The organism is Maritimibacter sp. UBA3975 (assembly GCF_002384975.1).
In the GTDB taxonomy this organism is placed as follows: Bacteria; Pseudomonadota; Alphaproteobacteria; order Rhodobacterales; family Rhodobacteraceae; genus Maritimibacter.
On sequence record NZ_DGCP01000017.1, the window covers coordinates 520,952 to 547,584 of the forward strand.

Here is a 26,633-nt window from a genome sequence, read left to right on the forward strand (position 1 = left end):
ATTCGTCCGCTCGAACGACCTTACTGGTTGTCGTCTTCCGGCGGGTTCACGTCGATGGTCGGGACTTCGACTTCTTCTTCCTGGGTGTCGACATCCACATCGACATCCGGGACGGTGACCTCTTCGGTCTCGGTGCCGGTTTCGATCTCGCCCACCTCGGCATCGACTTCGGGCATGTCACCCTCTTCCACCGAGACGTCGACATCCGGCATCGCGCCTTCTTCGGTCACGTCGAAATCGACCATGTAGAACCCGAAGGCCAGCACGACGATGACCACGAGGCCAAGTATGATCGCGGTTCCTCTGTTCATGTTCCCATCCTTTCTGTGTCGGCAAATCGTTGCCGTCTCGTGTGATCAACCGCTCGCTCTGGGCAAATGTTCCACCAGCGGGAGGGGGTGGCGCGCTGCTACGCCACGTCACGCAACCCGCGCGGGCCGCCCCATGTCCGGCACATCCGCGCCACAAATCCACCGCAAAGTCGTGCGACTCCTTAAGGCTCAAATTGACCTGGGAACCGTTGCAATGAAAAAGCTTCTGTCCATTCTGGCCCTGATGCCGCTCGCCGCCCACGCCGGGTCCGCCGAGCTGTGCGTCGACATGGGCACTTCCGCGACGCAGTGCGACTGCGCCACGACATCGCTCAACAGCAACATCACGCTGGAAGACCGCAATCTCTATGACACGCTCAGCGACACCTTCCTGTCGCTGAAAGGTGAGGAGATGCCCCTTGCCGATGCATGGGAATCCGCCTTCGAGAGCACTGCGACGCAGAACAACATGACCGGCGAAGACCTGCTCCTGCGCATGGAAAGCGTTGGGCAAAAGCACGTCAACGCGATCGACACCTGTAGCTGAGCCTGACTGCTCGCGCATGATCACTTCTGGGGCGGGGCCATTGCGTCCTGCCCTTTGGCGCGTTTAGGCTTGCGCCATGTTACGCCTAACAGTCGTCATCCTCGCCCTCGCGCCGGGCCTCGCCCGGGCGGATGCCGCAGCGATGTGCGAGGCGCGACCGGGCACCAGCGACAGCCAATGCGCCTGTGCGACCGACGCACTGCGCGCCGATGTGGGGGCCGAGGCCCTCGCCCTTTACGATGCCGTTGCGGACGAAGCCGCCAGCGCCCGCGCCGGTGGCATTCGCCGGCGGGAAGCCTGGGACGAAGGGATCGTCGCCGTGGCCACATCGCGCGGGGTCGGCATTACGGACCTTCTCAACCGCATGAACAGCGTAGGCCGCGCGCATCGCGTGGCGATAGATGGCTGTGCCTGACACGGGGCCCGAGAGGCCCCGGACCAACCCGATCCGCCCGACGGATGACGAGGCGCGGCGGCTGGCCCGGTCGCTGATCGACGAGGCACGGTTCGCGGCCCTCGCCGTGCTGGCGGAGGGTCGCCCCGTCGTGACTCGCATCGCCCTTGGCACGACGCCGCGGGGCGCGCCGCTGACGCTGGTGTCCGACCTTGCGGCGCACACGGTTGCGCTGCGGGCCGACCCGAAGGCGAGTCTGCTGGTCGGAGAGCCGGGACCGCGCGGCGATCCATTGACGCATCCGCGCCTCACGCTCGAGGCGACCGCGCGGTTTCTGCGCAAGGACCCGGCGCTGCGGGCGCATTACCTCGCCACCCATCCGAAATCGAAACTCTATGTCGACTTCGCGGATTTCCACTTCGTCACCTTCGACGTGGTGGCCGCGCATCTGAACGGCGGGTTCGGCAAGGCATTCCGGCTGACACCCGCCGACCTCGGCCTTGGCTGACGCGCCGGCCCGCTAGACAGCCCGCGCCCGCCGCCGCATGATCGCACCATGAAATCACGTCTCTTCGCCCTCGCCGCGCTCCTCGCGCTTGCCGCCTGCACCGAGCAGGACCTTTGCGTCCTGCGCAACACGCAGGACCTGCGCGCGGCCGAGAGCCGGATCGGAGAGCTTGAGGGGAACGTGGCGCGCGGCTATGCGATCCATCGCTCGACCGAACCCTACGAGTATCGGGCCGTCTGTCGCGACCGGGACGGCGAGCCTTACGAGTGCACCAAGACGGATTTCCGCACGGTCGAGACCCCGGTGCCGATCGATGTCGCCGACCAGCGCCGCCAGCTTGCCGCGCTGAAGGCCCGGCTGCCCGCGTTGCAGGAGAAAGCCAACCTCGCGAAAGCCCAGTGCGCCCAACTCTACCCGGAGTGAGCGCGGTGGTGATGGGCGCCGCCGTCTGGCCCGACGGTGTGCCCTCGCCAGCGTTGCGGCGTCGCGCCGAGACGGCCGGGCGTCTGTTCCTGGCCGGTCAGGCGGAGCGGATCGTGGCCACCGGCGCGGTGGGAGAGCATCCACCATCGGAGGCCGAGGCGAGTGCCAAGATCCTCACCGGCATGGGCGTGCCGTCCGACCGGATCCTGCTGGAAAACCTGTCTACCTCGACGCTCGAAAATCTGGTCCAAACCCGGAGGCTTTTGGGTCCGCGCGCACGGGTGGTCATTGTGACGGATTCATGGCATCTGCCGCGGGCGCTTCTGACCGCTCGGCGGCTCGGACTGGACGCAAGCGGCGTGACCACGCCGCTAAGGGGCGGCAATCCTTGGCGAATCACAAAGGCGGTGATACGCGAGGTCCCGGCTCTTTTTTGGTATGCATTGCGGCGCCTTCCGCGCGACAATTTGTCTTAAATTTGACTAAAAGCACGCAACTAGTAGGGGTATCCTTACCGTGTTGCTCGCCTGACGTGGCTTGATCGGGCCACCCGCTGGCGTAGACTGGTGGTGCTGCCACTCGTCGACCAAACATGAACAGTTTATGGCCCAGAAACCACGTTCAAGACGGCGCCAGAGCCTATTTCCGGCTTCGCATCGCTTTTGGACTGATTGGAATACTACTGCCGCTGCTTCTCGCAGTGGCGGGCCTTGTCGCGGACGGTCGCGTGCAGCCGACAATCTCGGATTTCTTTCACACGACACAGCGTGATCTGCTCGTCGGCGGGCTGGTGGCCATCGGGCTTTTCCTTGCCGTTCACCGGGGCCTGCGACGCTATCCGGGCCGCTGGATTTCGCCCGATCTGATCGCGATGGTCGCGGGGCTGGCGGCGATCGGCGTCGCCTTCTTCCCGAACGAGAGCGAGACGATCTCGACCTTCACGCAGCGCGCCCTCGGGCTGGAGCTGTCGCCGGCGTTCCACTATGTCTCGGCGGTCCTGCTCTACCTGATGATGTCGCTCACCTGCTTTCTGATCTACGCGCCCGACGCGACCGGGTGGGAGCGCAAATTCTACCTCGTCATGGGGGCGATCGTGTGGACGACGGGCTGGAACGTGATGATCCTGTCGGGGATCAAGAACAACGGCTCCGGCTGGCTCGCCGAGGTCATCCAAGCCCACAACGTCGTCTACTGGGACGAAAGCCTTGGCGTCTGGGCCTTCTCGGCGTCCTGGCTTCTGAAGGCCGTGCTGGAACAGAAGCGGGCCGAGGCTCTGGGACATCTGCGCAAGGTGCGGCTGGGCGCGTTCTTCGGCCTGCGTCTTTACCCGGGTGGCCGCGGGCCGCGCCCGGGTTCGGGCCGGATCGCGCGGCTGCGCACCGAGGTCGTGAGCGTTCTGCGCCGCCTGGGGAATGCGGGGTCCGGACTGCCGGACAAGGCCGAAGCGCCGGTTCAGGGGCCGGTCGTGCCCGCGCCGCTGTCGCGCCATCGCCGGGTGGACGACCGCCGCATGAGCCCTGCAGCGAAGGGACGCACGGCCCCCAAACGGCGCGCAAGCTGATTGCTCAGAAGGTCGCCGCGAGCTCGTACATCACCGGCTCGAAACTCTTGCACAGGTCGTTGATCTCGCGATTGCGCCGCCGCATTTCGTCGGTGCGCAGCATCGCCTGAAAGTCCTCGCGCTTTTCCCATTGCGAATAATTCGCAATTCGCGTCTGCGCATCATTGACGTGCAGACCGGCCCCGATGAAACCGGGCTGTTTGGAAATGAACACAGCATAGGCATCGTTCAGCAGGTCGAGCAGATCCTGACAGGTGCCGGGGGTCGTCTCGAAGGTGGTGAGCACGGTCTGGTATTCGTTGGACGTCTGGATGGTCGGCATCGGTTCCTCCTGTGTTGGCCCGAGCGTAGCACCGCTGCCGCGCCCGCGAAACTCAGTCGAGCAGTTCCTTCAGCATGTATTTGATCCGCGCCTTGGGGGAGTATTTCTTCCGGTGGGCCTTGCGCTTGCCCTTCTTCTTCGGCGCGCGCTCCTCCCACCGGGGTTCGCGCCGGGTGGGCTCGGGCCGGCGCGCGGGCGCGGCCGGGCGCGGGGCGGGTTCCGGGTTGGGCAGGACGACGGGCGCGCGCACCGTTTCCAGCAGATGCTCAAGCTCCCCACGGTCGAGCCAGATGCCACCGCAGACCTCGCACCGGTCGAGCGTCACGCCGTGGCGTGTGATGTGCTCCATCTCGCGGGCACAGTTGGGACAGATCATGCGCGGCACCTCCTGCAAGGCATATGCGCACGAAAAAGGCGGGCCGCAACCGGCCCGCCCCGCCTCACCCGTGTGCGCAGATCCTCCTCATCGCACGACGTGGACCGAGCATGGCGCGTGCCGAACGACGCGCGCAGCGGTGCTGCCCAGGAAATAGTCCTGGAAGCCCGGCCGGTGGGAGGCGACCACGATGCAGTCGACGCCGTTCTTGGCGGCGTAATCGACGATCGAGTGGCCCGCGTGACCCTGCACGACCTTCACGTCCACCCCGACCTCGTTCGCGATCTTCTCGGCGAGGATTTTTTCGATTTCGTGGACGTTCTCGGTCATCTGCCCCTCGGGCAGGTATTGCGCGACGTAGGAAGGAATTTCCTCGACGACGTGCAGGGCGGTGATCTTTGCGCCCTCATCGGAAATCGCATGGGCGATTTCGAGGGCCGTTTTGGAGTCCCGCGTTTCGTCGAAGGTGATGGGGACCAGGATATTCTTGTACATCTGTCAGCGCTCCGTTTCTGTCTGAGCTTACATACGGGCGCGTCGGGGGGTGCGGCCATGACATAGGTCAAACCGCCGCAGGGGCATGATCGGCGGGGCGTCAGGGCACTGGCTCCGCCCCTCGGACAAGACGAAAACGCCCCCGCCGGAAGGGCGGGGGCGTTCGGGTCATCCGGCCTGCGGTGCGATCAGAACGGCAGGCCCACATAGTTTTCGGCCAGCGATGTGCGCGCGGCCTCGGACGACAGGAAGTAGCTCAGCTCGATTTCCTGAAGTTTCTGGTCGAACGGGTCTTCGTTCGGGAACTGGTGCAGCATCGACGTCATCCACCAGCTGAATCGCTGGGCCTTCCAGACGCGGCGCAGCGCGGTTTCCGAGTAGCTGTCGAGCCCCGAACTGTCGCCTTCATCATAATGCGCCACCATCGCGTGGTAGAGATAGTAGATGTCGCTTGCGGCCGAGTTCAGGCCCTTTGCCCCGGTCGGCGGCACGATATGGGCCGCGTCACCTGCGAGGAACAGGTTGCCGTAGCGCATCGGCTCGCAGACGAACGAGCGCAGCGGGGCGATGGATTTCTCGATCGACGGGCCGGTTTCCAGCCGGGCCGCCACGTCCTCGGGCAGCCGTGCTTTCAGCTCATCCCAGAAGCGGTCGTCCGACCAATCCTCGACCTTGTCGTCGAGCGGAACCTGAACGTAGTAGCGGCTGAGAACCTGACTGCGCAGCGAGCACAGGGCGAAGCCGCGCTCGGAGCGGGCGTAGATCAGCTCGTCATGCACCGGCTTGGTTTCGGACAGGATGCCGAGCCAACCGAAGGGATAGACCTTTTCGTATTCGGTGATCTTGTCTTCGGGGATCGACTTGCGGCTCACCCCGTGGAAGCCGTCGGCGCCCACGATGAAATCGCAATCGACGCGGTGCGTCTCGCCATCCTTCTCATATGTCAGGTAGGGGGCGTCGGTGGTCAGGTCATGGGGCTGGACGTTGTCGGCGTCGTGAATGACCTTGCCGTCACGCGCCTCACGGGCGTCATAGAGGTCGCGGGTCACTTCGGTCTGGCCGTAGACCATGACCGTATCACCGCCGGTCAGGCCCTTGAGGTCGATGCGGTGTTCGGTTCCGTTGTCCGAGATCACGACGCCCTCGTGAATTTCGCCTTCGGCATCCATCCGCTCGCCCACGCCCGCCTCGCGCATCAGGTCGGTGAAGCCCTGCTCCAGCACGCCCGCGCGGATGCGGCTCAGAACGTAGTCACGGCTCTTCCTTTCGAGGACGACGCTGTCGATCCCCTTGAGGTCCAGCAGTTGCGACAGGAGCAGACCGGACGGGCCGCCCCCGATGATTCCGACTTTGGTCTTGGTGGTGGTCATGCGTTTCCTCCTCGCGTTCCGTCGATAGATGCCTCCGCGATGCGGTCATTTGAATGGACCGACCCGTCCGAAACATGTACGGATCGAACATGGATCAGATCGCCAATTTCAACCTGTTCGGAGAGCTCGCGGACCTGCCCGATGTCGTGCATTGCGAGACGATCGAGGTGCGTTCGGCCCTGCATGACTGGGAGTTGACACCGCACCGGCACGGGCGGCTGCATCAGTTCCTCATGCTGCACCGCGGCCATGCACGAGGGCGGTTCGATGATGTAGAGGTGGACCTATCTGACAATACGGTCGTGAACGTGCCGACCGGCTGCGTCCATTCCTACAGCTTCGAGCCGGGCACGCAGGGCTGGGTCGTGACGGTGGCGAGCGAGGTTCTGGACGAATGGCTGGCCGAGGGCGAGGGCCTGCGCCCGGTGCTGTCGCGCCCCGCGCAGGTGCCCGGCAACATGGATATCCGCGACACGATCACCACGATCTTCGACGAGTTCGAGACGCGCGATTTCGGCCGCGCCCATGTGCTGCGCGCGCGGATCGCGCTGCTTGCCGGGCTTGTGGCGCGGGCCATCGCGGATCAGGCGCCCGCCGCCGCCTCGCCCGACACCACGCTACAACGCCGGTTCGAGGCGCTGGTGGAGGCGCATTTTGTCGAGCATCTAGGGGTCGCGGATTATGCCGGCCAGTTGGCGGTGACGCCGACCCACCTGAGCCGGGTCATGCGGGCGGCGACGGGACGACCGGCCTCGGGCGTCATTCAGGACCGGGTGATCCGCGAGGCGCGCCGCAACCTTGCCTATTCCAACCTGTCGGTGTCCGAGGTGGCCTATGCGCTCGGGTATCAGGACCCGTCGCATTTCAGCCGGGTGTTCAGCCGGGCCACGGGCCTGTCGCCGCGCGCGTTCCGGCAACAGATCGAGGCGCGGACGGGCGGTTAGAGCCGGTCGCGGAGCGAAAACCAGAGCATCCCGGCAACGAGGAGCGGGGTGCGCAGGGCCGCGCCGCCGGGAAAGCGCGGGGTCGGAACCGAGGCCATCAGGTCGAAGCGCCCCGCCTGCCCCGCCACCATCTCGCCGACCAGCTTGCCCGCCAGGGTGGCGGTGGCGACCCCCTGCCCCGAGTATCCGGTGGCGGCGTAGATATTGGGGGAAAGCCGGGTGAAATGCGGCATCCGGTTCATCGTGATCCCGAGCGTGCCGCCCCAGGCGTAGTCGATCCGGGCATCGGCCAGTTGCGGGAAAATCTGGCGCATCGGCTTGCCCGCCTTGGCGGCGATGTCGTTGGGGAAGCGGTAGCCATAGCTCTCGCCGCCCCCGAAAAGCATCCGCTTGTCCTGAGACAGCCGGAAATAGTTGATGACGAACTTGGAGTCCGCGACAGCGTGGTTCCCCGGCAGAAGCGCGTCCGCCAGTTCGCCCAGCGGCTCGGTCGCCACGATGAAGTTGTTGATGGGCATGACCTTGTCCGCCACGCGCGGCTCGGCCCGGCCCATATAGCCGTTCGTGGCCCAGAGAACGTGGTCGGCGGTGATGTGGGCGGCATCGGTCTCGACGGTCGCCGGGTCGCCCTCGGTCACGCGGATCACGCGGCTGCGCTCATACAGGCGGGCCCCTGCGGCCTGTGCGGCGCGGGCGAGGCCCAGCGCGTAGGCGAGCGGGTGGAGATGGCCTGCGGCCGTGTCGATGGTGCCGCCGTGATAGGCGTCCGAGGCGCAGAGCGCGCGCAGTTCCTCGCGATCCAGCGCGCGGATGCTGTCGTAGCCGTAGTCGTCGTTCAGCTTGCGGGCGTAGGCGTGGCTTTCGGCAACGTAGCGGGCGCGGTGGTCGGCGTGGATGACGCCGGGGGTGAAGCCCGCGTCGGGGGCGTGGGTGGCGGCGAGCGATTTGGTGAGCTCCACCGCCTCGCAGGCGAGATCCCACAGTGCGCGGGCGCGCTCAACGCCCACCATCTCCTCCAGCACGTCTTGGTCCTGCCGCTGGCCGGTGTTCACCTGCCCGCCGTTGCGCCCTGACGCGCCGAAGCCCACGCGCTGCGCCTCAAGCACCACGACGTTCAGCCCGGATTGGGCCATATGGAGCGCGGCGGACAGGCCGGTGAAGCCGCCGCCGATGATGCACACGTCCGCCCGGATGTCGCCCTGCGCGGGTGGCATCGGGTCGAGCGTCGGGGTGCTGGCCGCGTAGTAGGACGCCGGGTATTCGCCCGGTCGGTCATTGGCGGTGAGGATGTCGAGACGGGTCAAGAAACGCCCTCCGGATTGCGCCCGCCCCGAGGGTGGGCGTTCACGCCCGCCCTGCGGGCGGGTCGGGCGCGATCTTGTCAGTCGGCGGTTTCCATAAGGCCCGCGTCGGTGACGTTCTTATACGCCTCGTCGAGCGACTTCACGGCGCGCTCATAAAGCGTGTCGATGTCGGATTTCGTCATTACCAGCGGCGGGGCGACGATCATCCGGTCGGCCACATGGCGCATGATGAGGTTGTTGGCGAAGCAGCGTTCGCGGGTCATGTAGCCCACGGTTCCGGCCGGCGCTTTGAACGGCTTGCGCACCGACTTGTCGGCGGTCAGCGCGAGCGAGGCCATCATGCCGACGATGGTCGTTTCGCCCACGAACGGGTGGTCGGCGAGCGAATGCCATTTCTCGGCGAGATAAGGCGCGGCCTCGTTCTTCACATGGCCGACGATGTCCTCCTCCTCAATGATGCGCAGGTTTTCGAGCGCAACGGCGGCGGCGACCGGGTGGCCGGAATAGGTGTAGCCGTGGGTGAATTCCTCGGAGTCGATCACCTTCGCCACGCCGTCGGACACGATGGAGGCGCCGATGGGGGCGTAGCCCGACGAGAGGCCCTTGGCGACCGTCATGATGTCGGGGGTCAGGTCGTAATACTGCGTCCCGAACATCTCGCCCGTGCGTCCGAAGCCGCAGATCACCTCGTCCGCGATGAAGAGGATGTCGCGCTCGGCGCAGATGCGGCGCACCTCGGGCCAGTAGCTGTCGGGCGGGATGATGACGCCCCCTGCGCCCTGGATCGGTTCCGCGATGAAGGCCGCGACCCGGTCCTCGCCCAGCTTGTCGATCTCCTGCTCCAATTCGCGCGCGCGCATGAGGCCGAACTCATCGGGGCTCATGTCGCCGCCTTCGAGATACCAGTAGGGCTGACCGATGTGGACGATGTCCGGGATCGGCATACCGCCCTGCGCGTGCATCCCCTGCATGCCCCCGAGTGAGGCGGACCCGACCGACGTGCCGTGATAGGCGTTCTTGCGGCTGATGATGACCTTCTTCGTGGGCTTGCCCATCAGGTCCCAGTAGCGGCGCACCAGCCGGATGTTGGTGTCGTTCGCTTCGGACCCGCCGGAGGCGAAGAAGACGTGGTTCAGATCGCCCGGCGCCATTTCGGCGAGCTTCTGGGCCAGCGCGATGGCGGGAACGTGGGAGGACATGAAGAAGGTGTTGTAATACGGCAGTTCCTTCATCTGGCGCGCGGCGGCCTCGGCCAGTTCGTCACGCCCGTAGCCGATGTTCACGCACCACAGCCCCGCCATCGCGTCGAGGATCTCGTTCCCTTCGCTGTCGGTGAGCGTCACGCCGGAGGCCCGCGTGATGATCCGCGCGCCCTTTTCCGCGAGTTCGTCGTTCGCCGTGAACGGGTGCATGTGATGCGCCGCGTCGATCGCCTGAAGCTCGGCGGTGGGCATGTGATTCGTGATCTTGTTCATGGCGCGCTCCGGGTCGGGGAAAAGTCGCGCTCACAATATGATCAAATTTTGGACTGTCAACGCGCCCGCTGCGACTTCACGCGTCATCGCCCAAAGTCGAGGTCACCTGCTTGATGCCCTGAAGGATGTCGCCGCGGATCGCCTCCGCCACCCCGTCGGCATCCCCAGCCCGCATCGCCGCAAGCGCCTCGCGGTGCTTGTCGGGCAGGTTCGCGGTTCCCGCCCGGCCCAGCATGACCCGCAGCGAGGGGCCAGAGCGCAGCCAGAGCATTTCGGAAATCGCGAGCAGGACATCCGCCCCTGAGGCCTGATAGAGACGGGTGTGGAAGAGGCGGTTGGCCTCGAGATAGTCGCGCACGTCGCCGCGCTCGATGGCGTCGTCGACGCGCGCATCCAGTGCTTCGAGCTCGCCTATCGCGTTTTCGTCCAGCTTTTCAACGGCGCGGCGGGCGAGCTCGGGTTCGACCGTGAGGCGCACGAAGGCGAGTTCGTCATAGGTGCCCGCGTCCATTTCGGGAACGGAAACGCGGCGGTTGCCCTTGAACTCCAGCGCCCCACGCGACGTGAGCCGCCGGATCGCCTCGCGCACCGGAGTCATGCCGAGGCCCAGCGTCTCGACCAGCCCCTGGATCGTGACCGCCTGACCGGGCGCGAGTTCGCCATGCAGGATCATGTCGCGCAGCGCCCGGTAGGCCTTTTCATGGTCCGGCATCTTTTCATGCGGTGCGTTCACGCCAATTCCTCTCGCCCGTCCAACCTTACCGTTGCGTTTGCGGTTCTCACCGATAGTGTCAAACGCGACCCCAGCGGGGTGATCGACTTGACCGACTTGCCGACACCGGTCACTTTTGATCAAATAACGCGAAAATGGGGCGGAAGTCCAACAAGGGAGACTGCAATGAATACGAAACTGGTCACGATGACCGCGGGCCTCGCCCTGATCGCCGGTGCGGCGACGGCGCAGGAGGTGCGTGTCTACAACTGGTCCGACTATATCGACGAAGACCTGCTCACCCAGTTCGAGGAAGAGACGGGCATCGATCTCATCTACGACGTGTTCGACTCGAACGAAGTGTTGGAGACCAAGATGCTCGCCGGTGGGTCCGGCTATGACGTGGTGGTGCCGACCGGCACGTTCCTCCAGCGTCAGATTCAGGCCGGCGCGTTCCAGAAGCTCGACAAGTCGCAGCTGCCCAACGCAGAGAACCTGTGGGACGTGGTGAGCACGCGCACGGACAAGTACGACCCGGGCGGGGAATACTCGATCAACTACATGTGGGGCACCACGGGCATCGGCATCAACGTCGGCAGGGTGACCGAGGCGCTCGGCGAAGACGCCCCGTTGGACAGCTGGGCGCTGGTCTTCGACCCCGCGAACATGGAAAAGCTCGCCGATTGCGGCGTTCACTTCCTCGACGCGCCGGCAGAGATGATCCCGGCCGCGCTGAACTATATCGGTGAGGACCCGGACAGCCATGACCCCGACGTGATCGCCAAGGTCGAAGACGTCTACATGCCGATCCGGCCCCATATCCAGAAGTTTCACTCGTCCGAATACATCGACGCGCTGGCGAACGGCGACATTTGCGTGGCGGTCGGCTGGTCCGGCGACATCCTGCAAGCCCGTGACCGCGCCGCCGAGGCCGACAACGGCAATACCATCGAGTACGTCGTGCCGAAGGAAGGCGCGCAGATGTGGTTCGACCAGATGGCCATCCCGGTCGATGCGCCGAACCCGGAAGCGGCCCATACCTTCCTGAACTTCATCATGGATGCCGAGAACATGGCGCAGGCGTCCAACTACGTCTACTACGCCAACGGCAACAAGGCGTCGCAGGACTTCCTGAACGAGGACGTGATCGGCGACAGCGCGATCTATCCGAGCCAGGAGACGCTGGACAACCTGTTCACCACGACCCCCTACCCGCCGCAGGTGCAGCGCACCGTCACGCGGCTGTGGACCAAGATCAAGTCGGGCACCTGAGCCTGCACCGGCCCCCGGCACGTCCGGGGGCCTCTTTCATCCGGGGGACAGATGGCAGAGACGAAACCGATACCCCAAGAGGGGACTTTCGCGCCGTGGACCGACCCGCAGGCGGTGCCCCTGATCCGGTTCAAGAACGTCACCAAGCGGTTCGGGGCCTTCACGGCGATCGACGACCTGACGCTCGACATCTATCCGCAGGAATTCTTCGCGCTGCTGGGGCCGTCGGGCTGCGGCAAGACCACGATGATGCGGATGCTCGCGGGCTTCGAGACGCCGAGCGAGGGCACGATCGAGATCGACGGGCGCGACATGGCCCATGTGCCGCCGAACCAGCGGGCGGTGAACATGATGTTCCAGAGCTACGCGCTGTTCCCGCATCTGTCGGTTTACGACAACATCGCCTTCGGGCTGAAACGCTCGGACATGCCCAAGGCCGAGATCCCTGACCGCGTGCAGGAAATGCTGCGCCTGACGCGGCTGGAACAGTTCGCCAAGCGCAAGCCGCACCAGATTTCCGGCGGCCAGCGGCAGCGCGTGGCGCTGGCCCGCTCGCTCGCCAAGGCGCCCGCGCTCCTGCTCCTCGATGAGCCGCTCGGCGCGCTCGACAAGAAATTGCGCGAAGAGACGCAGTTCGAGCTGATGGATATTCAGGAGAAGACCGGGACCACCTTCGTCATCGTGACACACGACCAGGAAGAGGCGATGACCGTCGCCTCCCGCGTGGCCGTGATGGACGCGGGCAGGATCGTGCAGGTGGATACGCCGCCCGCGATCTATGAGACGCCCAACACCGTCTATGTGGCCGACTTCATCGGGGACGTGAACCTGATCGAAGGCACGGCCACCGCGACCGGGGAATACGCCTATGACGTGTCCTTCGCGGCGGGGGCCGACCCGATCCACGTCACGGAATGCGAGGCCGACATCGCCGACGGGAGCCACGTCACCTTCGCGATCCGGCCCGAGAAGATCCTCGTCACCCGCGAGCAGCCCGACGACCGGGCCAACGCCGTCGAGGGCACGATCATCGACATCGGCTATCTCGGGAACCTGTCGACCTATCACGTCGAATTGCCCGGCGGGCAGATGGTCAAGGCGACCATGACGAATTCCAGCCGGATTTCGCGGCGCGACTACAGCTGGGAGGACAAGGTCTGGCTCTCCTTCCGCGCCTCCGCCGGGGTGGTGCTGACGGAATGAAGCGGGCGGCCCTCATCCTCCTGCCCTATTCGTGGCTGATCGCGCTGTTTCTGGTGCCGTTCCTGATCGTCATCAAGATCAGCCTGTCGGATATCGCACTCGCGATCCCGCCCTATACGCCGAACCTCGACCTGAGTGCGGGCTGGCAGGGGATCAAGGATTTCGTTAGCCAGCTCGACTTCGACAATTTCAAGTTCCTGACGACCGATGACCTGTACTGGAAAGCCTATCTGTCGTCGCTGAAGATCGCCTCGATCTCGACCTTCGCGGCGCTTTGCGTCGCCTATCCGCTGGCCTACGGCATGGCGCGCGCACCGGACGAATGGCGTCCGACGCTGATGATGCTGGTCATCCTGCCGTTCTGGTCGTCGTTCCTCATCCGGGTCTATTCGTGGAAGGCGATCCTCGCCAACGAGGGGCTGTTGAACCAGCTTCTGATCGCGATCCGGGTGATCGACGAGCCGCTTCAGATCCTGAACACCCCCACCGCGGTCTATATCGGCATCGTCTATACCTACCTGCCCTTCATGGTGCTCCCGCTCTATTCGGCGCTTGAGAAGCTGGACGCCTCGCTGCTCGAAGCGGCCGAAGACCTGGGCTGCACGCGGTTTCAGGCTTTCTGGCTCGTCACCTTCCCGCTGTCACGCAACGGGATCATTGCCGGCTGTTTCCTCGTCTTCATCCCGGTGATGGGCGAATTCGTGATCCCGGCCCTTTTGGGCGGCTCGCAGACGCTGATGATCGGCAAAGTACTGTGGGAAGAGTTCTTCTCCAACCGCGACTGGCCGGTGGCCTCGGCGGTGGCGGTGATCCTGCTGCTCCTGCTCGTGATCCCGATCGTGCTGTTCCAGCGCAACGAGGAAAAGCAAAGGGAGGCCGAGGGATGAGGCCGCATCGCTCATCACGGGGTGCCCCCGTTCTTCGCGATGAAAGGCCCGTGGCCTTGAAGAGCACAGGTGCGGCCCATGCGTAGGCTGAGCTGGTTCAACGCGACCTCCCTGACCATCGGGTTCGCCTTCCTCTATCTGCCGATGGTCATCCTCGTGATCTATTCGTTCAACGAATCCAAACTGGTAACGGTCTGGGCGGGGTTTTCGACCAAGTGGTATGGCGAGTTGTTCCGCAACGAGGCGTTCCTCGATGCGGCCTGGGTGACGCTGCGCGTGGCGCTCATCTCCTCGACCCTCGCCACGGTCCTTGGCACCGCGGCGGCCTATGTCCTCGTGCGCGGGGGCAAGTTCTTCGGCAAGACGCTGTTTTCCGGCATGATCTATGCGCCGCTGGTCATGCCCGACGTGATCCTGGGCCTGTCGCTCCTGCTTCTGTTCATCGCGGTCGGGCTGGACCGTGGGATGCTGACCATCATCCTCGCCCACACGACGTTTTCGATGTGTTACGTCGCCGTCGTCGTGTCGTCGCGCCTCGTGTCCTTCGACCGCTCGCTGGAGGAGGCCGCGCTGGACCTCGGCTGCACAGCGTGGGACGCGTTCCGCTCGGTCACGCTTCCGATCATCGCGCCCGCCGTCATCTCCGGCTGGCTGCTGGGCTTCACCCTGTCGCTCGACGACCTCGTGATCGCCTCCTTCGCGTCGGGTCCGTCCTCGACGACCCTGCCGATCAAGATCTTCTCTGCCGTCCGGCTGGGCGTCAGCCCCGAGATCAACGCGCTCTCTTCCATCCTGATCGGTTTCGTGACAATTGGCGTCATCACTTTCTCGATCACAACGAAACGCGCGGTGGTTCGACGCCGGCGCGAAGAGAATGCCACCTGACATGCAAGACTTCCTCGACGAATACGCAGCCTTCTGCGACGAACACGGCCGCCCCGAACGGGTCGAGTTGATGATGTGCGACATCAACGCGATCCTGCGCGGCAAATGGCTCCCCGGCGACGACGAGGAGAAGATCGCCAAGGGCGGTGTGCGGATGCCACTGTCGACTTATGCCCCCAACATTCTGGGCGAAGAGGTGGAAGACACCGGGCTGGGCATCGCCGTGGGCGACCCGGACGGCCAGCTCTACCCGGTTCCCGGCTCGCTGCGCCCGGTGCCCTGGGCTTCTGCCTCGGGCGGGAGCGTCGCGCAGGTTCTGTGCGAGATGCATGACGAGAACGAAAAGGTCGCGCCCTATTCGCCGCGCCGCCAGCTTGAAAACGTGCTGGAGATCTTCGCCGCGCGGGGGATGAAACCGGTGGTCGCCACCGAGCTCGAGTTCTATCTCTACAAGCCGCGCGAGGACATGAACGACGCGCCGATCCCGCCCGACCGCTCGCCCACCGCGCAGAATTTCGACCTAGATGTGCTGGACCGGACGCAGGCGATCCTCGACGACATCCTCGATGCGGCGTGGGATCAGGGCATGACCCCGGACACGCTGATCGCGGAATACGGGCCCGGCCAGTTCGAGGTGAACTTCCACCACACTGACGACGTCATGGCCGCCGCCGACGATGCGCTCTATTTCCGCCGCATCGTTCGTGGCGTGGCCCGCAAGCACGGGATGGGCGCGACCTTCATGGCCAAACCCTATGCCGACTACCCCGGCAACGGGATGCATGTGCATGTCTCGGTTGTGAACGAGGCGGGCGAGAACGTCTTCGACGAGGGCGGGGATGAGCCCTCGGCGCTGCTCAGGCAGGCGGTGGCGGGCACGCTGGACACGATGGACGACTTGCAGGCGATCTTCGCGCCGCACATGAACAGCTACCGCCGGTTCCAGCGCGGCTCCTTCGCGCCGCATACGCCCGACTGGGGGCTCGACAACCGGGCCGCCGCCGTGCGCCTGCCGGAAGTGGCCGGGCCAGGCGCGCGGCTCGAACACCGGATCGCGGGGGCGGATGCGAACCCCTACCTCGTGATCGCCGGCGTTCTGGGCGGGATGCTGTATGGCTTCGATCACCCGGACCTGCCGCTGCCCGCGCCGCTCGACGAGCAGAACGGGGAGTTCTCCGATCCGCTCACCTCGGACTGGTTCACGGCGGTCGAGTGTTTCGCCGACAGCGACGTGGCTGAGGCGATGTTCCTGCCCGGCTACCGCGATATCTACGCCGCTGTGCGCCGCGATGAGATCTCGCAGCTGACCACGGCGATCAGCCAGATCGAGTACCGGACCTACCTCGGGCGGCTGTGACCCACCTTTACGAACCGCGCGCCTATTCCGACGCTCCTCGCGAGCATTGCGCCTGGGCCATCGACCGGGACTGGCCGGTCTTCGCCGGGGGCGAGACCGATGTTGCCGTGATCGGCGCGGGCTACACGGGCCTGTCGGCGGCGCTCACGCTCGCCGAGGCGGGGGTTGCGGTCACCGTGCTCGACGCGCAGGCCCCTGGCTGGGGCGCGTCGGGGCGCAACGGCGGGTTCTGCTGCCTCGGCGGCGCGGGGCTCTCGGGCGACATGCTGGAGCGGCAGTTCGGCGCGCCGGCGGCCCGCGCGCTGCACGACACGCAGGTCGCTGCCATCGACCATGTGGATGCGCTAATCGACCGGCACGGGATCGACGTGCAGCGCCATTCGGATGGCGAAGTGCGGCTGGCCCATACCCCGCGTGCGGCACGCGGGTTCGAGGCCGAAGCGCAGCAATACCGCGACCACGGGATCGGGGCGCGGGTTCTGTCGAAAGCCGATCTCGACGCGCGCGGGCTGGGCGGTCCGGGGTTTCACGCGGGGCTTCACCTGCGCAAGGGCTTCGGCCTCGACCCAGGCGCCTATGCCATCGGGCTCGCCCGTGCCGCACACGCGGCCGGTGCGCACATTCACGCGATGAGCCCGGTCACGACCCTGACCAAGTCAGGCCACCGCTGGCACCTCGAGACGCCGAAGGGCACGCTCACCGCCGCGCGCCTCCTCGTCGCCACCAACGGCTACACGCCCGAAGCGCTCGGCCCCCTGAAGGCGCCGGTGCTCCCGGTGCAGTCCAACGTCCTCGTCACCCGCCCACTCAGCCCTGAGGAACAGGCGGCGCAGGGCTGGACATCGGACCTCATGGCCTATGACACCCGCACGCTCCTGCACTATTTCCGGCGGATGCCAGACGGGCGGTTCCTGTTCGGTATGCGCGGCGGCATCCGCGCATCGGTCGCCGCCGACAGGCGCACCACCCGCCGCCTGATCGCTCATTTCCACGCGATGTTCCCGGCGTGGCGCGGGGTCGAGATCGCGCAGACCTGGTCCGGCCTCGCCGCCCTGTCACGCGACCTCCTGCCCCATGTGAGCGTGGTTGCAGGCGACCCCACAGCGCTCGCCGCGATGGCCTACCACGGCAACGGGGTTGCGATGGGCACCTGGTCCGGCCACGCCGCCGCGCGCCTGTTTCTGGGCGATGACATCCGGCCCGCCCTCATGCGCAGCCCGCTCCGCCGCTTCCCCCTCGCGCCCCTGCGCCGCAACATCTTGCGTCTGGGCTACCCGCTCGCCACGCTGCGCGACGCACTCTGATCTTCTCTGTTTCCAGAAACCTCGGGGGAGGACTCATTTGCCCGCAAATGAGTCCTGGGGGCTGGCCCCCATCGGGGTGTTTGAGGGGGCACCCCTCAACTAAGGACGGGGAGCGCGAGGGGCCTGCCCCTCGCATCTGAGAGCGCGGGCGCACGCCCGCACAGTCAGGTCACGCCGCCAGCGGTTCGATCAGGTCGGGACCGGCCGCGCGGTTGGAGTTCACGGCCTTGTCCACGCGATGAAATGTCAGGACCTCCTCGGCGGGCGGCTGCATCAGAGTGGCGGCCCCATGCCCCTCTTCGCCCAGCCATTTGGCCCAGTCCTGCGGCTCGACCACCACCGGGATACGGTTGTGGATCGGAGCCATGAGCGCATTGGCCTCGATGGTCAGCACGGCGAAGGTGGGCAGCGCGTCCTCACCCCAGTCCTGCCAGAGGCCGGCCATCACGAGAGGCTCGCCATCGGCGCGGTGGAAGTAGTGCGGCAGTTTCTCCTCGCCCGCGCGATACCATTCGTAAAACCCCGACACCGGCACCAGACACCGCCGCTCACGCACCGCTTTGCGGAAGGCAGGTTTTTCGGCCACGGTTTCGGCACGCGCGTTGATGAGCAAAGGCCCGTCGTTCACGGCCTTGTACCACACAGGCAAGAACCCCCAGCGCATCGGGCGATAGCGCCGCCCGCCCTCTTGCGTGACGACCGCGACCTCCTGCGTCGGGCAGATGTTGTAGTCAGGCAGAGGGGGGAGCGCGTTGGCAGGCGTGGCAGCAAACAGGTTGGCCATCGCGTCATGCGGCAGCGTGTTGGCCATGCGCCCGCACATGTGCGGTCAGCCGGTCCAGCCCTTGCGGGCAATGGCGATCTTGGCTTCCATCATGGACATCTCTTTCATGATGTCCTTGCGCGACACGGTGTCGGTGGTGCGCCTGAGCTCCTCGCGCAGCTTCTCGAGTTCGCGGCCCAGCGCGATGAAGGGTGGCACGGCGTTGTTTTCCTGCATGATCCGCCGCAGGAGCGCGTTTTCCGGATCGTCGTCCTTCGGCAGCGGCTTGCCCGCGCCTGGCAGGTTGTCGAACTCGCCGTTCTTCTCGGCCTCAGCGATCTTCGCCGAGATGAGGTCCATGAGGGGATGATCCATGTCGCGATCCTTTCGCCCACAAAGATAGGGGCGCGCGCCCAAAAAGGAAGCCCCCGCCGGTCACCCGGCGAGGGCTGATGTATCGTCGGGGTCGCGTTTACTCGGCCGTCTTGATGCGTCCGTCCGTGAACGGCTGGTAGGGCGCCATTTCGGCGAGGTACTCCGCCGTCACATCGGCCAGGTCGGGACCGAAGTCATAAGCATTCGCGGCCCCTTCGAAGACCGAATAGCCATCACCGCCATTGCGCACATAGTTGTTCGTCACGGCGAGGTAGGTGGCCTCGGGATCGATCGGGGCCCAGTCCATGCCCTCACGCACCCAGACGTCGACGACGCGGCTGCCCGGCTCCGCCTCCGGGTCCCAGGTGAACTGCATCCCGGCGATCTGCGGGAAGCGGCCCGCGCCTTCCTCCACCTGACTCACACCGTTCTCCAGCGCGGCGATGAGGCTCTCGCCGTCAGTTTCGAAGGTCGAAAGGGTGTTCTGGAACGGCAGCACCGTGAGCACTTCGCCCATCGTCACCTCGCCCGCGTCGATGGAGGCACGCAGCCCCCCGCCGTTGGTGATCGCCACCGTCACGCCCTGATCGGACACCCGGTCGAGCATGGCTTCGGCCACCAGGTTGCCCATCTGGCACTCGCCCGCCCGACAGGTATCGCGGGAGCCGTCGATCGCCTCGGAGGTCTCGGCCACGACGCGGTTGCGGATCTCGTCAAGCGGTTCGGCGGCCTCGGCGATGCGGCCCACGGTCGCCTCGTCCTCGGTCACGGCCGCGTCCATGACGAGCGGCGCGCCCGAAGCGTCGGTCACGTTGCCCGCGTCATCGAAGGTCACGTTGAGCTCGCCCAGAAACTTGCCATAGGCATAGGCCGAGACGATCTGCACGCCGTTGACCACTGTGGGATAGGGCCCGGCAGCGCCGTCCATGTCACCCAGCAGCGTGTTGGTGTGACCGCCGACGATCACGTCGACGCCGGTGGTGTTTTCCGCCACCGTCTGATCCACACCGTAGCCGGAATGGCTGAGCACCACGATCTTGTTCACGCCCTGCTCGGTGAGCCGGTCGACCTCGCCCTGCACCGCGTCGGAGGGATCGGTGAAGATGATGTCCTTGCCCGGGCTCGACAGTTCGTCCGTGTCGATGGGGGTCAGACCGATGAGGCCGATCTTCTCGCCGCCCTTTTCGATGACGGTCGATTTCATCAGCTTGTCGGCCAGCAGTTCCTCGCCCGACACGTCGGCGTTGGACATGAGGACCGGGAAGTCCACCGCGTCCATGAAACCCGAGAGCACTTCGGGGCCGTCGTCGAACTCGTGGTTGCCGACGGTCATCCCGTCATAGCCCATCTTGTTCATCATCTCGGCCGCGAGCGCGCCTTTGTAATAGGTGTAAAACAACGTGCCCTGAAACTGGTCGCCGCCGTCGACGAGCAGCCAGTTCTCGGCCCGACCCTTGGCCTCTTCGATGGCAGTGACGAGGCGGGCGGAACCGCCGAAGCACTCGCCTGCGTCGTTGTCCTCCGCCGAGCAGCCCGAGTCGTATTTGCTGATCGGTTCGAAACGGGCGTGGAAATCGTTGGTATGCAGGATGGTGAGCGAAAAGTCCGCCCAGGCCATGCCTGACGAGAGGGCGAGCACGGCCGCCGAGCCGAGGACGCGTTTCATGGGGTGTCTCCCTGTTTTTTTGACTATTCGGTCAGAGTGCGACGAGTCGCGCGTCCTGTCAAAGGCAAGCGCTTGTCTCACTTCGCCGATTCCCGTGACGCCTTTGTAACGGGCGCCCTGCCCGCGCGCGAGGCAGGCGGCGGACAGGCCGAAAGGCGCGACCTGCATACGCCCGGAGCGTCGGTTCATCTTGACCGTCCCGCCGGCGCGCGGCATTTGAGGGTCATGCTGATCTACAAGATACTCCGGGCCGAGGAATGGGCCGCGTTCGAGGCGGCGGGCCGCACCGAGGGCGCGCCGATCGACCTTGCCGATGGCTATATCCATTTCTCGACCGCGGGCCAGGTGGCCGAAACGGCAGCCAAGCATTTCGCCCGCGAAGAGGGGCTGATGATCGTGGCCGTCGAGACCGATGCTCTGGGCGACGCGCTTGAGTGGGAGCCGTCGCGGGGCGGTGCGCTGTTTCCGCATCTCTACCGCAGCCTCGACGCCACCGATGTCGTCTGGGCCAAGCCCTACCCGCTCGGCCCCGAGGGCCATGTCCTTCCCGCGGAGGTCAAGTGAACCTCGTCGAGCGGATCGGTCTGACAGCGTTGCACCGGGTGGACCCGGAGCGCGCGCACCGGCTTGCGCTTTCCGCCATGAAGGCGGGGCTCGTGCCGCTGTCGGGCACCTTCACATCCGACCGGATCAGGTGCCATGTCGGCGGGCTCGACCTGCCCAACCCTGTGGGACTCGCGGCAGGTTACGACAAGAACGCCGAGGTGGTGGACGCGCTCACGCAGGCGGGGTTCGGGTTCGTCGAAGTGGGTGCCGTGACCCCGCGCGCCCAGCCCGGCAACCCGAAACCGCGCATGTTCCGGCTTGCCGAGGACCGGGCGGTCATCAACCGCTTCGGCTTCAACAACGACGGGATGGAAGCGGCGTTCTCGCGCCTGACCAAACGTGACCGACGCGCGGGCGTGCCGGTGGGTCTGAACCTCGGGGCCAACAAGGACAGCGACGACCGGGCGGGCGACTATGTGCGCGTGCTGGAACGCTGCGGCCCGGTGGTGGATTTCGTGACGGTCAACGTGTCGTCCCCCAACACCGAGAAGCTGCGCGACCTGCAAGGGGCCGAGGCGCTCCATGCGCTGCTGTCGGGCGTCATGGCGGCACGCGAGGGGATGGACAGGTTCATCCCCGTGTTCCTCAAGATCGCGCCTGACCTGACCGAGGCGGAACTTGGCGAAATCGCGGACGTGGCCCGCGCCGTGCACCTGGACGCGATCATCGCGACCAACACGACACTGGACCGGGAAGGTCTGAAAAGTGAAAGCCGGGGCGAGAAGGGCGGGCTTTCGGGCGAACCTTTGTTCGAAAAATCCTCACGCGTCCTGGCCCGCCTGTCCAGGCTTACGGACGGCCACATGGTTTTGATCGGTGTCGGCGGCATCTCCTCCCCAGAGGATGCCTACACCAAGATCAAGGCCGGGGCGCATGCGGTGCAGCTGTACTCCGCGTTGGCCTACGAGGGTCTCAGCCTCGCCGACCGGATCGCACGCGGGCTGGACCGGATGCTGGCCGAAGACGGCCACGACCACATCAGCAAGGCCATCGGCACACAACGGGAGACCTGGCTATGAGCGACGTGACCATCTGGCACAATCCCCGCTGCACCAAGTCGCGCGAAACGCTCGCGCTGCTGGAGGCGCGCGGGATCGCGCCGTCGGTGCGCAAGTACCTTGAAGACGCGCCCACCGAGGAGGAGATCCGCGCCGCGCTCGCGGCCCTCGGCCTCCCCGCAATCGACGCGATGCGCACGAAGGAGGCCGAGTTCAAAGCGGCCGGCCTGACGAGGGACACCGACGAGGCGACCCTCATCGCGGCGATGGCGCAGACGCCCAAGCTGATCGAGCGTCCCATCGTCTTCGCGAACGGCACCGCCCGTCTTGGGCGCCCGCCCGAACAGGTGCTCGAGATCCTCTGATCTTCTTCGGTCCGGAAATACCTCGGGGTGCGGGGCTGGCCCCGCGACCGCGCCGACCGGCCGAAGGCAGGTCGGCGCACACCCTGCGCGGGCGTCAGCCCGCTCCTTTCTCCAGCGCAGGATAACGCAGGGCCAGCGTCACGCCCCGCGCGGCGTAGGAGATGATGTAGGCCGCCCAAAGGCCGTGATTGCCGATCCACGGCACGAGCGCCGCGAGCGCGACGAGATATACCGCCAGGGACACCAGCATCATGTTGCGCATGTCCGCCGTGCGGGTCGCGCCGATGAAGATGCCGTCGAGCATCCACGGTGCCCAGCCCACGAGCGGGGCCAGCACCATCCAGACGAGATAGCCGCGCGCGGCCTCCCGCACGCCCGGGTCAGTCGCCATCAGGTCGATGATCCAGCCGCCGGCGAGTGCGAAGACCGCCGCCAGCACCACGACCACCACCGCCGCCCAGATCGACGAGAAGATGGCCGCACGGCGCAGGGCCGCCCGGTTGCGCGCGCCCAGCGCCTGGCCCACCAGCGCCTCGGCCCCGAAAGCGAAGCCGTCCATCGCGAAGGAGGTGACGTGGAGGAACTGCAACAGCACCTGGTTCGCGGCCAGCGCCACGTCGCCGAAGCGCGCGCCGGTGAACATGAAGCTCACGATCATCACTTCGAGCAGAAGCGAGCGGATCAGGATGTCCGTGTTCACCCGCGCCATGCGTACCAGCCTCACCCGGTCGAAGACCCGCGCCCAGTCGCGCCACGCGGGCACCCGGAACGCGCCGCGACACAGCCACAGGCCCAGTGCCAGACCGCTCCACTCCGAGATCACGGTGGCCACCGCCACGCCCTGCACGCCCCAGTCGAAGCCCAGCACGAACAGAAGGTCGAGGCCGATGTTCACGCCGTTCATCGCCAGTTGCACGACGAGCAGCCCGCGTGTGCGCTCCTGCGCGATGAGCCAGCCCATGACGCCGTAGAGCGCGATGATGGCGGGGGCGGACCAGACACGGATGCCCATGTAGGCCCGCGCCAGCCCCTCCACCTCGTCCGAAGCGGGGGAGATGAGGAACGCGCCGTAGAAGATTGGCACCTGAAGCAGAATGATCGCCGTACCGCCGGCCAGCCCGATCATCAGCACGCGGGTCAGGATCGCGGCCAGCTCGCCCCGGTCGCCAGCTCCGAGCGCCTGACTGGCGAGCCCGGCGGTTCCCATGCGCAGAAAACCGAAAATCCAGTAGATCGCGGTGAGGATGATCGCGCCGAGGCCCACGGCCCCGATGGGCGCGGCCTCCCCCAGTTGCCCGACAACGCCGGTATCCACCGCGCCGAGGATCGGCACGGTGACATTCGCGGCTACCACCGGCAGGGCGATTTTCAGAACCCGGCGGTGCGTGATCGCCCCGGTGGTGTCAGCCATCGCCCGCGGGCATCAGGAAATGCCCGGTGGCCTGCGCGAAGAGGCGCGTGCGATTGTCCTGCCATGCCTCGACATGAACACTGGCATACCGTCGTCCGGAGCGGTTGATCCGGGCGCGCGCATAGGCGTCACGCGGCAGACCCGAGCGCAGGTAGTCGATGGTGAAGTCGATCGTCTTGGGCAGACGCGGCAGGGTTTCGGGGGTGATGTCTTCGATAGGGCGCGTCCCGCTTTCGATCTCTTCCCACAGGAGCACCCACCCCAGTTCGATGATCGAGGTGACCTCGAGGAACGAAGCGGTGACCCCGCCGTGGATCGCGGGAAGCGCCGGGTTGCCGATCAGCGTTTCGGTATAGGGCAGAACGGCGGTCAGTTCGTCGCCGCGCCGGTCGAAATGGACGCCGAGAAAGCCGATATAGGGCACCCGGTCGACCAGTGCCGCAAGGGCCGCGTCGCGGCGTTCCTTGACCACCTGCACGGGTTCGGGGCGCCTCATGTCGGGGCCCCCGCGCTCTTGTCCGTGGTCTTGCCGCCATCCGCCGTGAAGGCCCCCGTCGCCGTGGCGATGGGGTTGTCTGAGTCGTCATCATGCGCCCAGGCGCGCATGAAGGCGACCGAGCGGGTGACGTGGTAACACTCGGCCCGGCACACGATCCGCTGACCCGGCGTGGCCGCGCGCATGTAGTCGATGCGCAGGTCGAGCGTTGCCGTCACAACGGGCGCATCCGGGTGGCTCATCACCGCCGCGCCACCCGTCGTGTCCATCAGCGCCGACACGGCGCCGCCGTGAATGACGCCCGTCGCAGGGTCGCCCACGAAACGGTCGTCATGGGGCATCGAGATCACCGCATCCCCCTCGCCCAGTTCGTCCAGTCGCATGGATAAGGCGTTCGAAAACGGGATCGCTTCGGTGAAGTGGCGCACGAGTTGAGCTTTTTTCTTCCGGTCCATCGGTCCTCCAGTCGCCCCGTTATTCGCCCCTTGCTGCCTGACAAACAAGTGTTAAACTCCCAAACTTGGAACCGTTCTAAAAAGGTGGCGCATGACCCCGATCGACTGGATGAACGTTGAAGAAGCCAACCGGACATGGCCCGCGTTCCGGCCACGCCGTCTGTTCGTGCTGTTCGTCCTGCTCGTGCTCACCATCGCTCCGGGCAGCCTCGGCACGTTGACGCGGGAGCTCATGACGGATGCCTATGTGCAGGTTTCGGTCTTCGTCGCGGCGACGCTGCTTTTGTTTTACGGCGCCGAGCGGGTGTTCGGTTTCGATATCGGCCGGTCTCTTCGGTCTGCCGGGCGCGCGCAGGTGCCGCTCGCGGCCCTGCTGGGTGCCACGCCCGGCTGTGGCGGCGCGGTCGTGGTGGTCGCGGCCTATTCCTCGGGCAACGTGGGATTCGGCGCGGTCGTGGCGACGCTGACCGCGACGATGGGCGACGCGGCGTTTCTTCTGATCGCGACCCGGCCCGATGCGGCGGCGGTCGTCCTGCCCCTGTCCTTCGGGGTCGGCATCGTGTCCGGCTGGATCGTGGACAAGTTCAACACGGCGGAATTTCGCGACCTCTCGGCCGCCGGGCATCACGAAGTGCCGCTGATCGGCCAGACCCGCCTTGTGGACTACGCCTATCTCGGCCTCGCCGTCCCGGGCCTCGTCGTCGGCGCGGCCCAGCTTGGCATGGTCGAGATCGGGTCGATCGCCGGTATCCCGATCCTCTGGATCGCGCTTGCGGGCACGTTCCTGGGCCTCGTCATATGGGCCTTTTCTCCGCTTCAGGCGATGACCAACCCGGCGGACGCTCCAATCACGCGGATGGCCGAGGAGACCTCGTTCATCTCGGTCTGGGTGATCGGCGCCTACCTCGCCTATGACTATCTCGCGGCCTATTCCGGGCTCGACCTCGAGGCGCTTTTCGCGGCTGTCGCCCCTCTCTTGCCTCTGATCGCCGTGGCCATCGGTTTCGTGCCGGGGTGCGGCCCTCAGGTGCTTGTCGCGACGCTCTATATCAACGGGCTGATCCCGTTCTCGGCGCTCATGGGCAATGCCATTTCCAACGACGGGGATGCGCTGTTCCCGGCCATCGCGCTCAATCCGCGGGCCGCCGTGATCGCGACGCTCTATTCGGCAGTGCCGGCTTTGATCGTCGCCTACACCTTCTACTGGCTCGCGCCCGGCTTCATGAACTGAATCGGGCGCGGCAGGATGACACCAGCCGCCCCGCGCCACCGCGACGACCTGCCGGAGGCAGGGCGGCGCAAGACCTGCACGCGCGCAGGCGCGTTCCGCATGGCAGCGCACAGGCCACATAGCGAAACAGACTTTCGCAAAGCGAAACGACTGGACGCGCCCTGATTCCCCCGTTACCCTGCGTCACAGTGAGGATCATCCAGCGACGGCCATGACCATGAAAGACGTATCCGGGGCGAAATCGGACCGCCTGTCCTTCAAGGACATGTGCGAGAAATTCGACGTGACCCCGCGCACCCTGCGCTATTACGAATACATCGAGCTTCTCGAACCCGAGAAGGAAGGGCGCACGCGCTGGTACACCCCGCGCGAGGTCGCACGCATGACGCTCGTCATGCGTGGGCGGCGGTGGGGCTTTTCGCTCGAAGAGTGCCGCCAGTTCCTGTTGATCTACGATGAGCAGGGCACCGAGGCGCAGAACGAGGTCTGGATCGAGATGGCCGACCGCCAGCTGGGCGTTCTCGGGCAGCAGATCGAGGATCTCAAGACCGCGCGTCAGGAGCTTGCCGAGATGCGCGAACAGGTCTCGGCGGCGATGAAAAAGGGCTGAGGGCGCC

32 protein-coding genes are annotated in these 26,633 nt (G+C 65.9%); 18 read left to right on the forward strand and 14 right to left on the reverse strand.

Features of this window, described 5'->3' with window-relative positions:
- Positions 1-20: 20 nt before the first annotated feature.
- The gene (locus tag B2585_RS19150; RefSeq protein ID WP_292025536.1) at positions 21-311 is read right to left on the reverse strand and encodes a hypothetical protein; all 291 of its coding nucleotides are present in this window, start codon (positions 309-311) and stop codon (positions 21-23) included.
- A 214-nt stretch (positions 312-525) separates the two neighbouring features.
- On the opposite strand from B2585_RS19150, the gene B2585_RS19155 reads away from it, so the two are divergent.
- From B2585_RS19155 to B2585_RS19180, 6 genes are all read left to right on the forward strand, one after another.
- Complete coding sequence (locus B2585_RS19155) at positions 526-858, forward strand: hypothetical protein (protein WP_292025537.1); 333 nt, start codon at positions 526-528, stop codon at positions 856-858.
- Positions 859-934: 76 nt separating this feature from the next.
- A complete protein-coding gene (locus tag B2585_RS19160) occupies positions 935-1,273 on the forward strand; it encodes a hypothetical protein (RefSeq protein WP_292025538.1) in 339 nt (112 codons plus the stop codon).
- Positions 1,260-1,760: a HugZ family protein gene (locus tag B2585_RS19165; protein WP_292025539.1), complete on the forward strand. Its 501-nt coding sequence runs from the start codon at positions 1,260-1,262 to the stop codon at positions 1,758-1,760. The genes B2585_RS19160 and B2585_RS19165 overlap by 14 nt, the downstream gene beginning before the upstream one ends.
- 48 nt (positions 1,761-1,808) lie before the next feature.
- Positions 1,809-2,183 (forward strand): hypothetical protein, encoded by a 375-nt coding sequence (locus B2585_RS19170; RefSeq protein ID WP_292025540.1) that lies wholly within the window; start codon positions 1,809-1,811, stop codon positions 2,181-2,183.
- Positions 2,180-2,659 (forward strand): YdcF family protein, encoded by a 480-nt coding sequence (locus tag B2585_RS19175; protein WP_292025541.1) that lies wholly within the window; start codon positions 2,180-2,182, stop codon positions 2,657-2,659. The genes B2585_RS19170 and B2585_RS19175 overlap by 4 nt, the downstream gene beginning before the upstream one ends.
- A gap of 251 nt (positions 2,660-2,910) precedes the next feature.
- A complete protein-coding gene (locus tag B2585_RS19180) occupies positions 2,911-3,744 on the forward strand; it encodes a hypothetical protein (protein WP_292025542.1) in 834 nt (277 codons plus the stop codon).
- 4 nt (positions 3,745-3,748) lie between these two features.
- Here the strand turns inward: B2585_RS19180 and B2585_RS19185 are convergent, their stop codons facing one another.
- The 4 genes from B2585_RS19185 to pobA form a co-directional block, all read right to left on the reverse strand.
- Positions 3,749-4,066: an antibiotic biosynthesis monooxygenase family protein gene (locus tag B2585_RS19185; protein ID WP_292025543.1), complete on the reverse strand. Its 318-nt coding sequence runs from the start codon at positions 4,064-4,066 to the stop codon at positions 3,749-3,751.
- 52 nt (positions 4,067-4,118) lie between these two features.
- A complete protein-coding gene (locus B2585_RS19190; RefSeq protein ID WP_292025544.1) occupies positions 4,119-4,442 on the reverse strand; it encodes a zf-TFIIB domain-containing protein in 324 nt (107 codons plus the stop codon).
- Between the two features lie 87 nt (positions 4,443-4,529).
- Positions 4,530-4,937: a universal stress protein gene (locus B2585_RS19195; protein ID WP_292025545.1), complete on the reverse strand. Its 408-nt coding sequence runs from the start codon at positions 4,935-4,937 to the stop codon at positions 4,530-4,532.
- Positions 4,938-5,125: 188 nt separating this feature from the next.
- Positions 5,126-6,307, reverse strand: coding sequence for a 4-hydroxybenzoate 3-monooxygenase (pobA, locus tag B2585_RS19200; RefSeq protein WP_292025546.1), 1,182 nt, complete (start codon positions 6,305-6,307; stop codon positions 5,126-5,128).
- Between the two features lie 89 nt (positions 6,308-6,396).
- On the opposite strand from pobA, the gene B2585_RS19205 reads away from it, so the two are divergent.
- A complete protein-coding gene (locus B2585_RS19205; protein ID WP_292025547.1) occupies positions 6,397-7,251 on the forward strand; it encodes a helix-turn-helix domain-containing protein in 855 nt (284 codons plus the stop codon).
- On the opposite strand, the gene B2585_RS19210 is transcribed toward B2585_RS19205, so the two are convergent.
- From B2585_RS19210 to B2585_RS19220, 3 genes are all read right to left on the reverse strand, one after another.
- A complete protein-coding gene (locus B2585_RS19210) occupies positions 7,248-8,555 on the reverse strand; it encodes an NAD(P)/FAD-dependent oxidoreductase (RefSeq protein WP_292025548.1) in 1,308 nt (435 codons plus the stop codon). The two genes, B2585_RS19205 and B2585_RS19210, sit on opposite strands and share 4 nt — an antisense overlap.
- A gap of 77 nt (positions 8,556-8,632) precedes the next feature.
- Positions 8,633-10,030, reverse strand: coding sequence for an aspartate aminotransferase family protein (locus B2585_RS19215; RefSeq protein WP_292025549.1), 1,398 nt, complete (start codon positions 10,028-10,030; stop codon positions 8,633-8,635).
- Between the two features lie 76 nt (positions 10,031-10,106).
- A complete protein-coding gene (locus B2585_RS19220; protein ID WP_292025550.1) occupies positions 10,107-10,742 on the reverse strand; it encodes a GntR family transcriptional regulator in 636 nt (211 codons plus the stop codon).
- Between the two features lie 186 nt (positions 10,743-10,928).
- Between B2585_RS19220 and B2585_RS19225 the strand changes: the two genes are divergently transcribed.
- From B2585_RS19225 to B2585_RS19250, 6 genes are all read left to right on the forward strand, one after another.
- Positions 10,929-12,014 (forward strand): polyamine ABC transporter substrate-binding protein, encoded by a 1,086-nt coding sequence (locus B2585_RS19225; protein ID WP_292025551.1) that lies wholly within the window; start codon positions 10,929-10,931, stop codon positions 12,012-12,014.
- Between the two features lie 51 nt (positions 12,015-12,065).
- Positions 12,066-13,217 (forward strand): ABC transporter ATP-binding protein, encoded by a 1,152-nt coding sequence (locus B2585_RS19230; protein WP_292025552.1) that lies wholly within the window; start codon positions 12,066-12,068, stop codon positions 13,215-13,217.
- A complete protein-coding gene (locus tag B2585_RS19235) occupies positions 13,214-14,104 on the forward strand; it encodes an ABC transporter permease subunit (RefSeq protein ID WP_292025553.1) in 891 nt (296 codons plus the stop codon). The genes B2585_RS19230 and B2585_RS19235 overlap by 4 nt, the downstream gene beginning before the upstream one ends.
- 78 nt (positions 14,105-14,182) lie before the next feature.
- Positions 14,183-14,989, forward strand: a complete 807-nt coding sequence (locus B2585_RS19240; RefSeq protein ID WP_292025554.1) for an ABC transporter permease — start codon at positions 14,183-14,185, stop codon at positions 14,987-14,989.
- Position 14,990: 1 nt separating this feature from the next.
- Complete coding sequence (locus tag B2585_RS19245) at positions 14,991-16,346, forward strand: glutamine synthetase family protein (protein ID WP_292025555.1); 1,356 nt, start codon at positions 14,991-14,993, stop codon at positions 16,344-16,346.
- Positions 16,343-17,650 (forward strand): NAD(P)/FAD-dependent oxidoreductase, encoded by a 1,308-nt coding sequence (locus B2585_RS19250; RefSeq protein WP_292025556.1) that lies wholly within the window; start codon positions 16,343-16,345, stop codon positions 17,648-17,650. The genes B2585_RS19245 and B2585_RS19250 overlap by 4 nt, the downstream gene beginning before the upstream one ends.
- Before the next feature lie 169 nt (positions 17,651-17,819).
- Here B2585_RS19250 and B2585_RS19255 read toward each other — a convergent pair whose 3' ends face one another.
- From B2585_RS19255 to B2585_RS19265, 3 genes are all read right to left on the reverse strand, one after another.
- A complete protein-coding gene (locus B2585_RS19255; protein WP_292025557.1) occupies positions 17,820-18,461 on the reverse strand; it encodes an SOS response-associated peptidase in 642 nt (213 codons plus the stop codon).
- Positions 18,462-18,479: 18 nt separating this feature from the next.
- Positions 18,480-18,788 carry a DUF1992 domain-containing protein gene (locus B2585_RS19260; protein ID WP_292025558.1) on the reverse strand — a complete coding sequence of 103 codons (309 nt, stop codon included), beginning with the start codon at positions 18,786-18,788 and terminating at the stop codon, positions 18,480-18,482.
- Positions 18,789-18,885: 97 nt separating this feature from the next.
- Positions 18,886-20,454 (reverse strand): bifunctional metallophosphatase/5'-nucleotidase, encoded by a 1,569-nt coding sequence (locus B2585_RS19265; protein WP_292025559.1) that lies wholly within the window; start codon positions 20,452-20,454, stop codon positions 18,886-18,888.
- Positions 20,455-20,679: 225 nt separating this feature from the next.
- On the opposite strand from B2585_RS19265, the gene B2585_RS19270 reads away from it, so the two are divergent.
- From B2585_RS19270 to arsC, 3 genes are read left to right on the forward strand one after another with little or no spacing between them, the layout of a single operon-like run.
- A complete protein-coding gene (locus tag B2585_RS19270; RefSeq protein WP_292025560.1) occupies positions 20,680-21,018 on the forward strand; it encodes a DUF952 domain-containing protein in 339 nt (112 codons plus the stop codon).
- Positions 21,015-22,079: a quinone-dependent dihydroorotate dehydrogenase gene (locus tag B2585_RS19275; RefSeq protein ID WP_292025561.1), complete on the forward strand. Its 1,065-nt coding sequence runs from the start codon at positions 21,015-21,017 to the stop codon at positions 22,077-22,079. The genes B2585_RS19270 and B2585_RS19275 overlap by 4 nt, the downstream gene beginning before the upstream one ends.
- A complete protein-coding gene (gene arsC, locus B2585_RS19280) occupies positions 22,076-22,423 on the forward strand; it encodes an arsenate reductase (glutaredoxin) (RefSeq protein WP_292025562.1) in 348 nt (115 codons plus the stop codon). The genes B2585_RS19275 and arsC overlap by 4 nt, the downstream gene beginning before the upstream one ends.
- A 94-nt stretch (positions 22,424-22,517) precedes the next feature.
- Here arsC and B2585_RS19285 read toward each other — a convergent pair whose 3' ends face one another.
- Genes B2585_RS19285 through B2585_RS19295 form a run of 3 tightly spaced genes read right to left on the reverse strand, consistent with a single transcriptional unit; the run spans position 22,518 to position 24,785 of the window.
- Positions 22,518-23,834: an MATE family efflux transporter gene (locus B2585_RS19285; RefSeq protein WP_292025563.1), complete on the reverse strand. Its 1,317-nt coding sequence runs from the start codon at positions 23,832-23,834 to the stop codon at positions 22,518-22,520.
- Positions 23,827-24,330 (reverse strand): PaaI family thioesterase, encoded by a 504-nt coding sequence (locus tag B2585_RS19290; protein WP_292025564.1) that lies wholly within the window; start codon positions 24,328-24,330, stop codon positions 23,827-23,829. The genes B2585_RS19285 and B2585_RS19290 overlap by 8 nt, the downstream gene beginning before the upstream one ends.
- On the reverse strand, positions 24,327-24,785 hold the full coding sequence (locus B2585_RS19295) for a PaaI family thioesterase (RefSeq protein ID WP_292025565.1): 459 nt from the start codon (positions 24,783-24,785) through the stop codon (positions 24,327-24,329). Before B2585_RS19295 ends, B2585_RS19290 begins: the two co-directional genes overlap by 4 nt.
- Positions 24,786-24,876: 91 nt before the next feature.
- Here B2585_RS19295 and B2585_RS19300 point away from each other — a divergent pair, with 91 nt between their 5' ends.
- Both B2585_RS19300 and B2585_RS19305 read left to right on the forward strand, forming a co-directional pair.
- The gene (locus tag B2585_RS19300) at positions 24,877-26,016 is read left to right on the forward strand and encodes a putative manganese transporter (protein WP_292025566.1); all 1,140 of its coding nucleotides are present in this window, start codon (positions 24,877-24,879) and stop codon (positions 26,014-26,016) included.
- A 211-nt stretch (positions 26,017-26,227) separates the two neighbouring features.
- Entirely contained in the window at positions 26,228-26,626 is a 399-nt protein-coding gene (locus B2585_RS19305; protein ID WP_414674071.1) for a MerR family transcriptional regulator, read from the forward strand.
- The last annotated feature ends 7 nt before the right edge of the window (positions 26,627-26,633 follow it).

Excerpts from the sequence above, each read along its gene's own strand:
- B2585_RS19150 (WP_292025536.1), bottom strand. The coding sequence starts at position 311 with ATGAACAGAGGAACCGCGATCATACTTGGCCTCGTGGTCATCGTCGTG.
- B2585_RS19155 (WP_292025537.1), top strand. The coding sequence starts at position 526 with ATGAAAAAGCTTCTGTCCATTCTGGCCCTGATGCCGCTCGCCGCCCAC.
- B2585_RS19160 (WP_292025538.1), top strand. The coding sequence starts at position 935 with ATGTTACGCCTAACAGTCGTCATCCTCGCCCTCGCGCCGGGCCTCGCC.
- B2585_RS19165 (WP_292025539.1), top strand. The coding sequence starts at position 1,260 with ATGGCTGTGCCTGACACGGGGCCCGAGAGGCCCCGGACCAACCCGATC.
- B2585_RS19170 (WP_292025540.1), top strand. The coding sequence starts at position 1,809 with ATGAAATCACGTCTCTTCGCCCTCGCCGCGCTCCTCGCGCTTGCCGCC.
- B2585_RS19185 (WP_292025543.1), bottom strand. The coding sequence starts at position 4,066 with ATGCCGACCATCCAGACGTCCAACGAATACCAGACCGTGCTCACCACC.
- B2585_RS19190 (WP_292025544.1), bottom strand. The coding sequence starts at position 4,442 with ATGATCTGTCCCAACTGTGCCCGCGAGATGGAGCACATCACACGCCAC.
- B2585_RS19195 (WP_292025545.1), bottom strand. The coding sequence starts at position 4,937 with ATGTACAAGAATATCCTGGTCCCCATCACCTTCGACGAAACGCGGGAC.
- pobA (WP_292025546.1), bottom strand. The coding sequence starts at position 6,307 with ATGACCACCACCAAGACCAAAGTCGGAATCATCGGGGGCGGCCCGTCC.
- B2585_RS19205 (WP_292025547.1), top strand. The coding sequence starts at position 6,397 with ATGGATCAGATCGCCAATTTCAACCTGTTCGGAGAGCTCGCGGACCTG.
- B2585_RS19215 (WP_292025549.1), bottom strand. The coding sequence starts at position 10,030 with ATGAACAAGATCACGAATCACATGCCCACCGCCGAGCTTCAGGCGATC.
- B2585_RS19220 (WP_292025550.1), bottom strand. The coding sequence starts at position 10,742 with ATGCCGGACCATGAAAAGGCCTACCGGGCGCTGCGCGACATGATCCTG.
- B2585_RS19225 (WP_292025551.1), top strand. The coding sequence starts at position 10,929 with ATGAATACGAAACTGGTCACGATGACCGCGGGCCTCGCCCTGATCGCC.
- B2585_RS19230 (WP_292025552.1), top strand. The coding sequence starts at position 12,066 with ATGGCAGAGACGAAACCGATACCCCAAGAGGGGACTTTCGCGCCGTGG.
- B2585_RS19235 (WP_292025553.1), top strand. The coding sequence starts at position 13,214 with ATGAAGCGGGCGGCCCTCATCCTCCTGCCCTATTCGTGGCTGATCGCG.
- B2585_RS19240 (WP_292025554.1), top strand. The coding sequence starts at position 14,183 with ATGCGTAGGCTGAGCTGGTTCAACGCGACCTCCCTGACCATCGGGTTC.
- B2585_RS19245 (WP_292025555.1), top strand. The coding sequence starts at position 14,991 with ATGCAAGACTTCCTCGACGAATACGCAGCCTTCTGCGACGAACACGGC.
- B2585_RS19255 (WP_292025557.1), bottom strand. The coding sequence starts at position 18,461 with ATGGCCAACACGCTGCCGCATGACGCGATGGCCAACCTGTTTGCTGCC.
- B2585_RS19260 (WP_292025558.1), bottom strand. The coding sequence starts at position 18,788 with ATGGATCATCCCCTCATGGACCTCATCTCGGCGAAGATCGCTGAGGCC.
- B2585_RS19265 (WP_292025559.1), bottom strand. The coding sequence starts at position 20,454 with ATGAAACGCGTCCTCGGCTCGGCGGCCGTGCTCGCCCTCTCGTCAGGC.
- B2585_RS19270 (WP_292025560.1), top strand. The coding sequence starts at position 20,680 with ATGCTGATCTACAAGATACTCCGGGCCGAGGAATGGGCCGCGTTCGAG.
- arsC (WP_292025562.1), top strand. The coding sequence starts at position 22,076 with ATGAGCGACGTGACCATCTGGCACAATCCCCGCTGCACCAAGTCGCGC.
- B2585_RS19285 (WP_292025563.1), bottom strand. The coding sequence starts at position 23,834 with ATGGCTGACACCACCGGGGCGATCACGCACCGCCGGGTTCTGAAAATC.
- B2585_RS19290 (WP_292025564.1), bottom strand. The coding sequence starts at position 24,330 with ATGAGGCGCCCCGAACCCGTGCAGGTGGTCAAGGAACGCCGCGACGCG.
- B2585_RS19295 (WP_292025565.1), bottom strand. The coding sequence starts at position 24,785 with ATGGACCGGAAGAAAAAAGCTCAACTCGTGCGCCACTTCACCGAAGCG.
- B2585_RS19300 (WP_292025566.1), top strand. The coding sequence starts at position 24,877 with ATGACCCCGATCGACTGGATGAACGTTGAAGAAGCCAACCGGACATGG.
- B2585_RS19305 (WP_414674071.1), top strand. The coding sequence starts at position 26,228 with ATGACCATGAAAGACGTATCCGGGGCGAAATCGGACCGCCTGTCCTTC.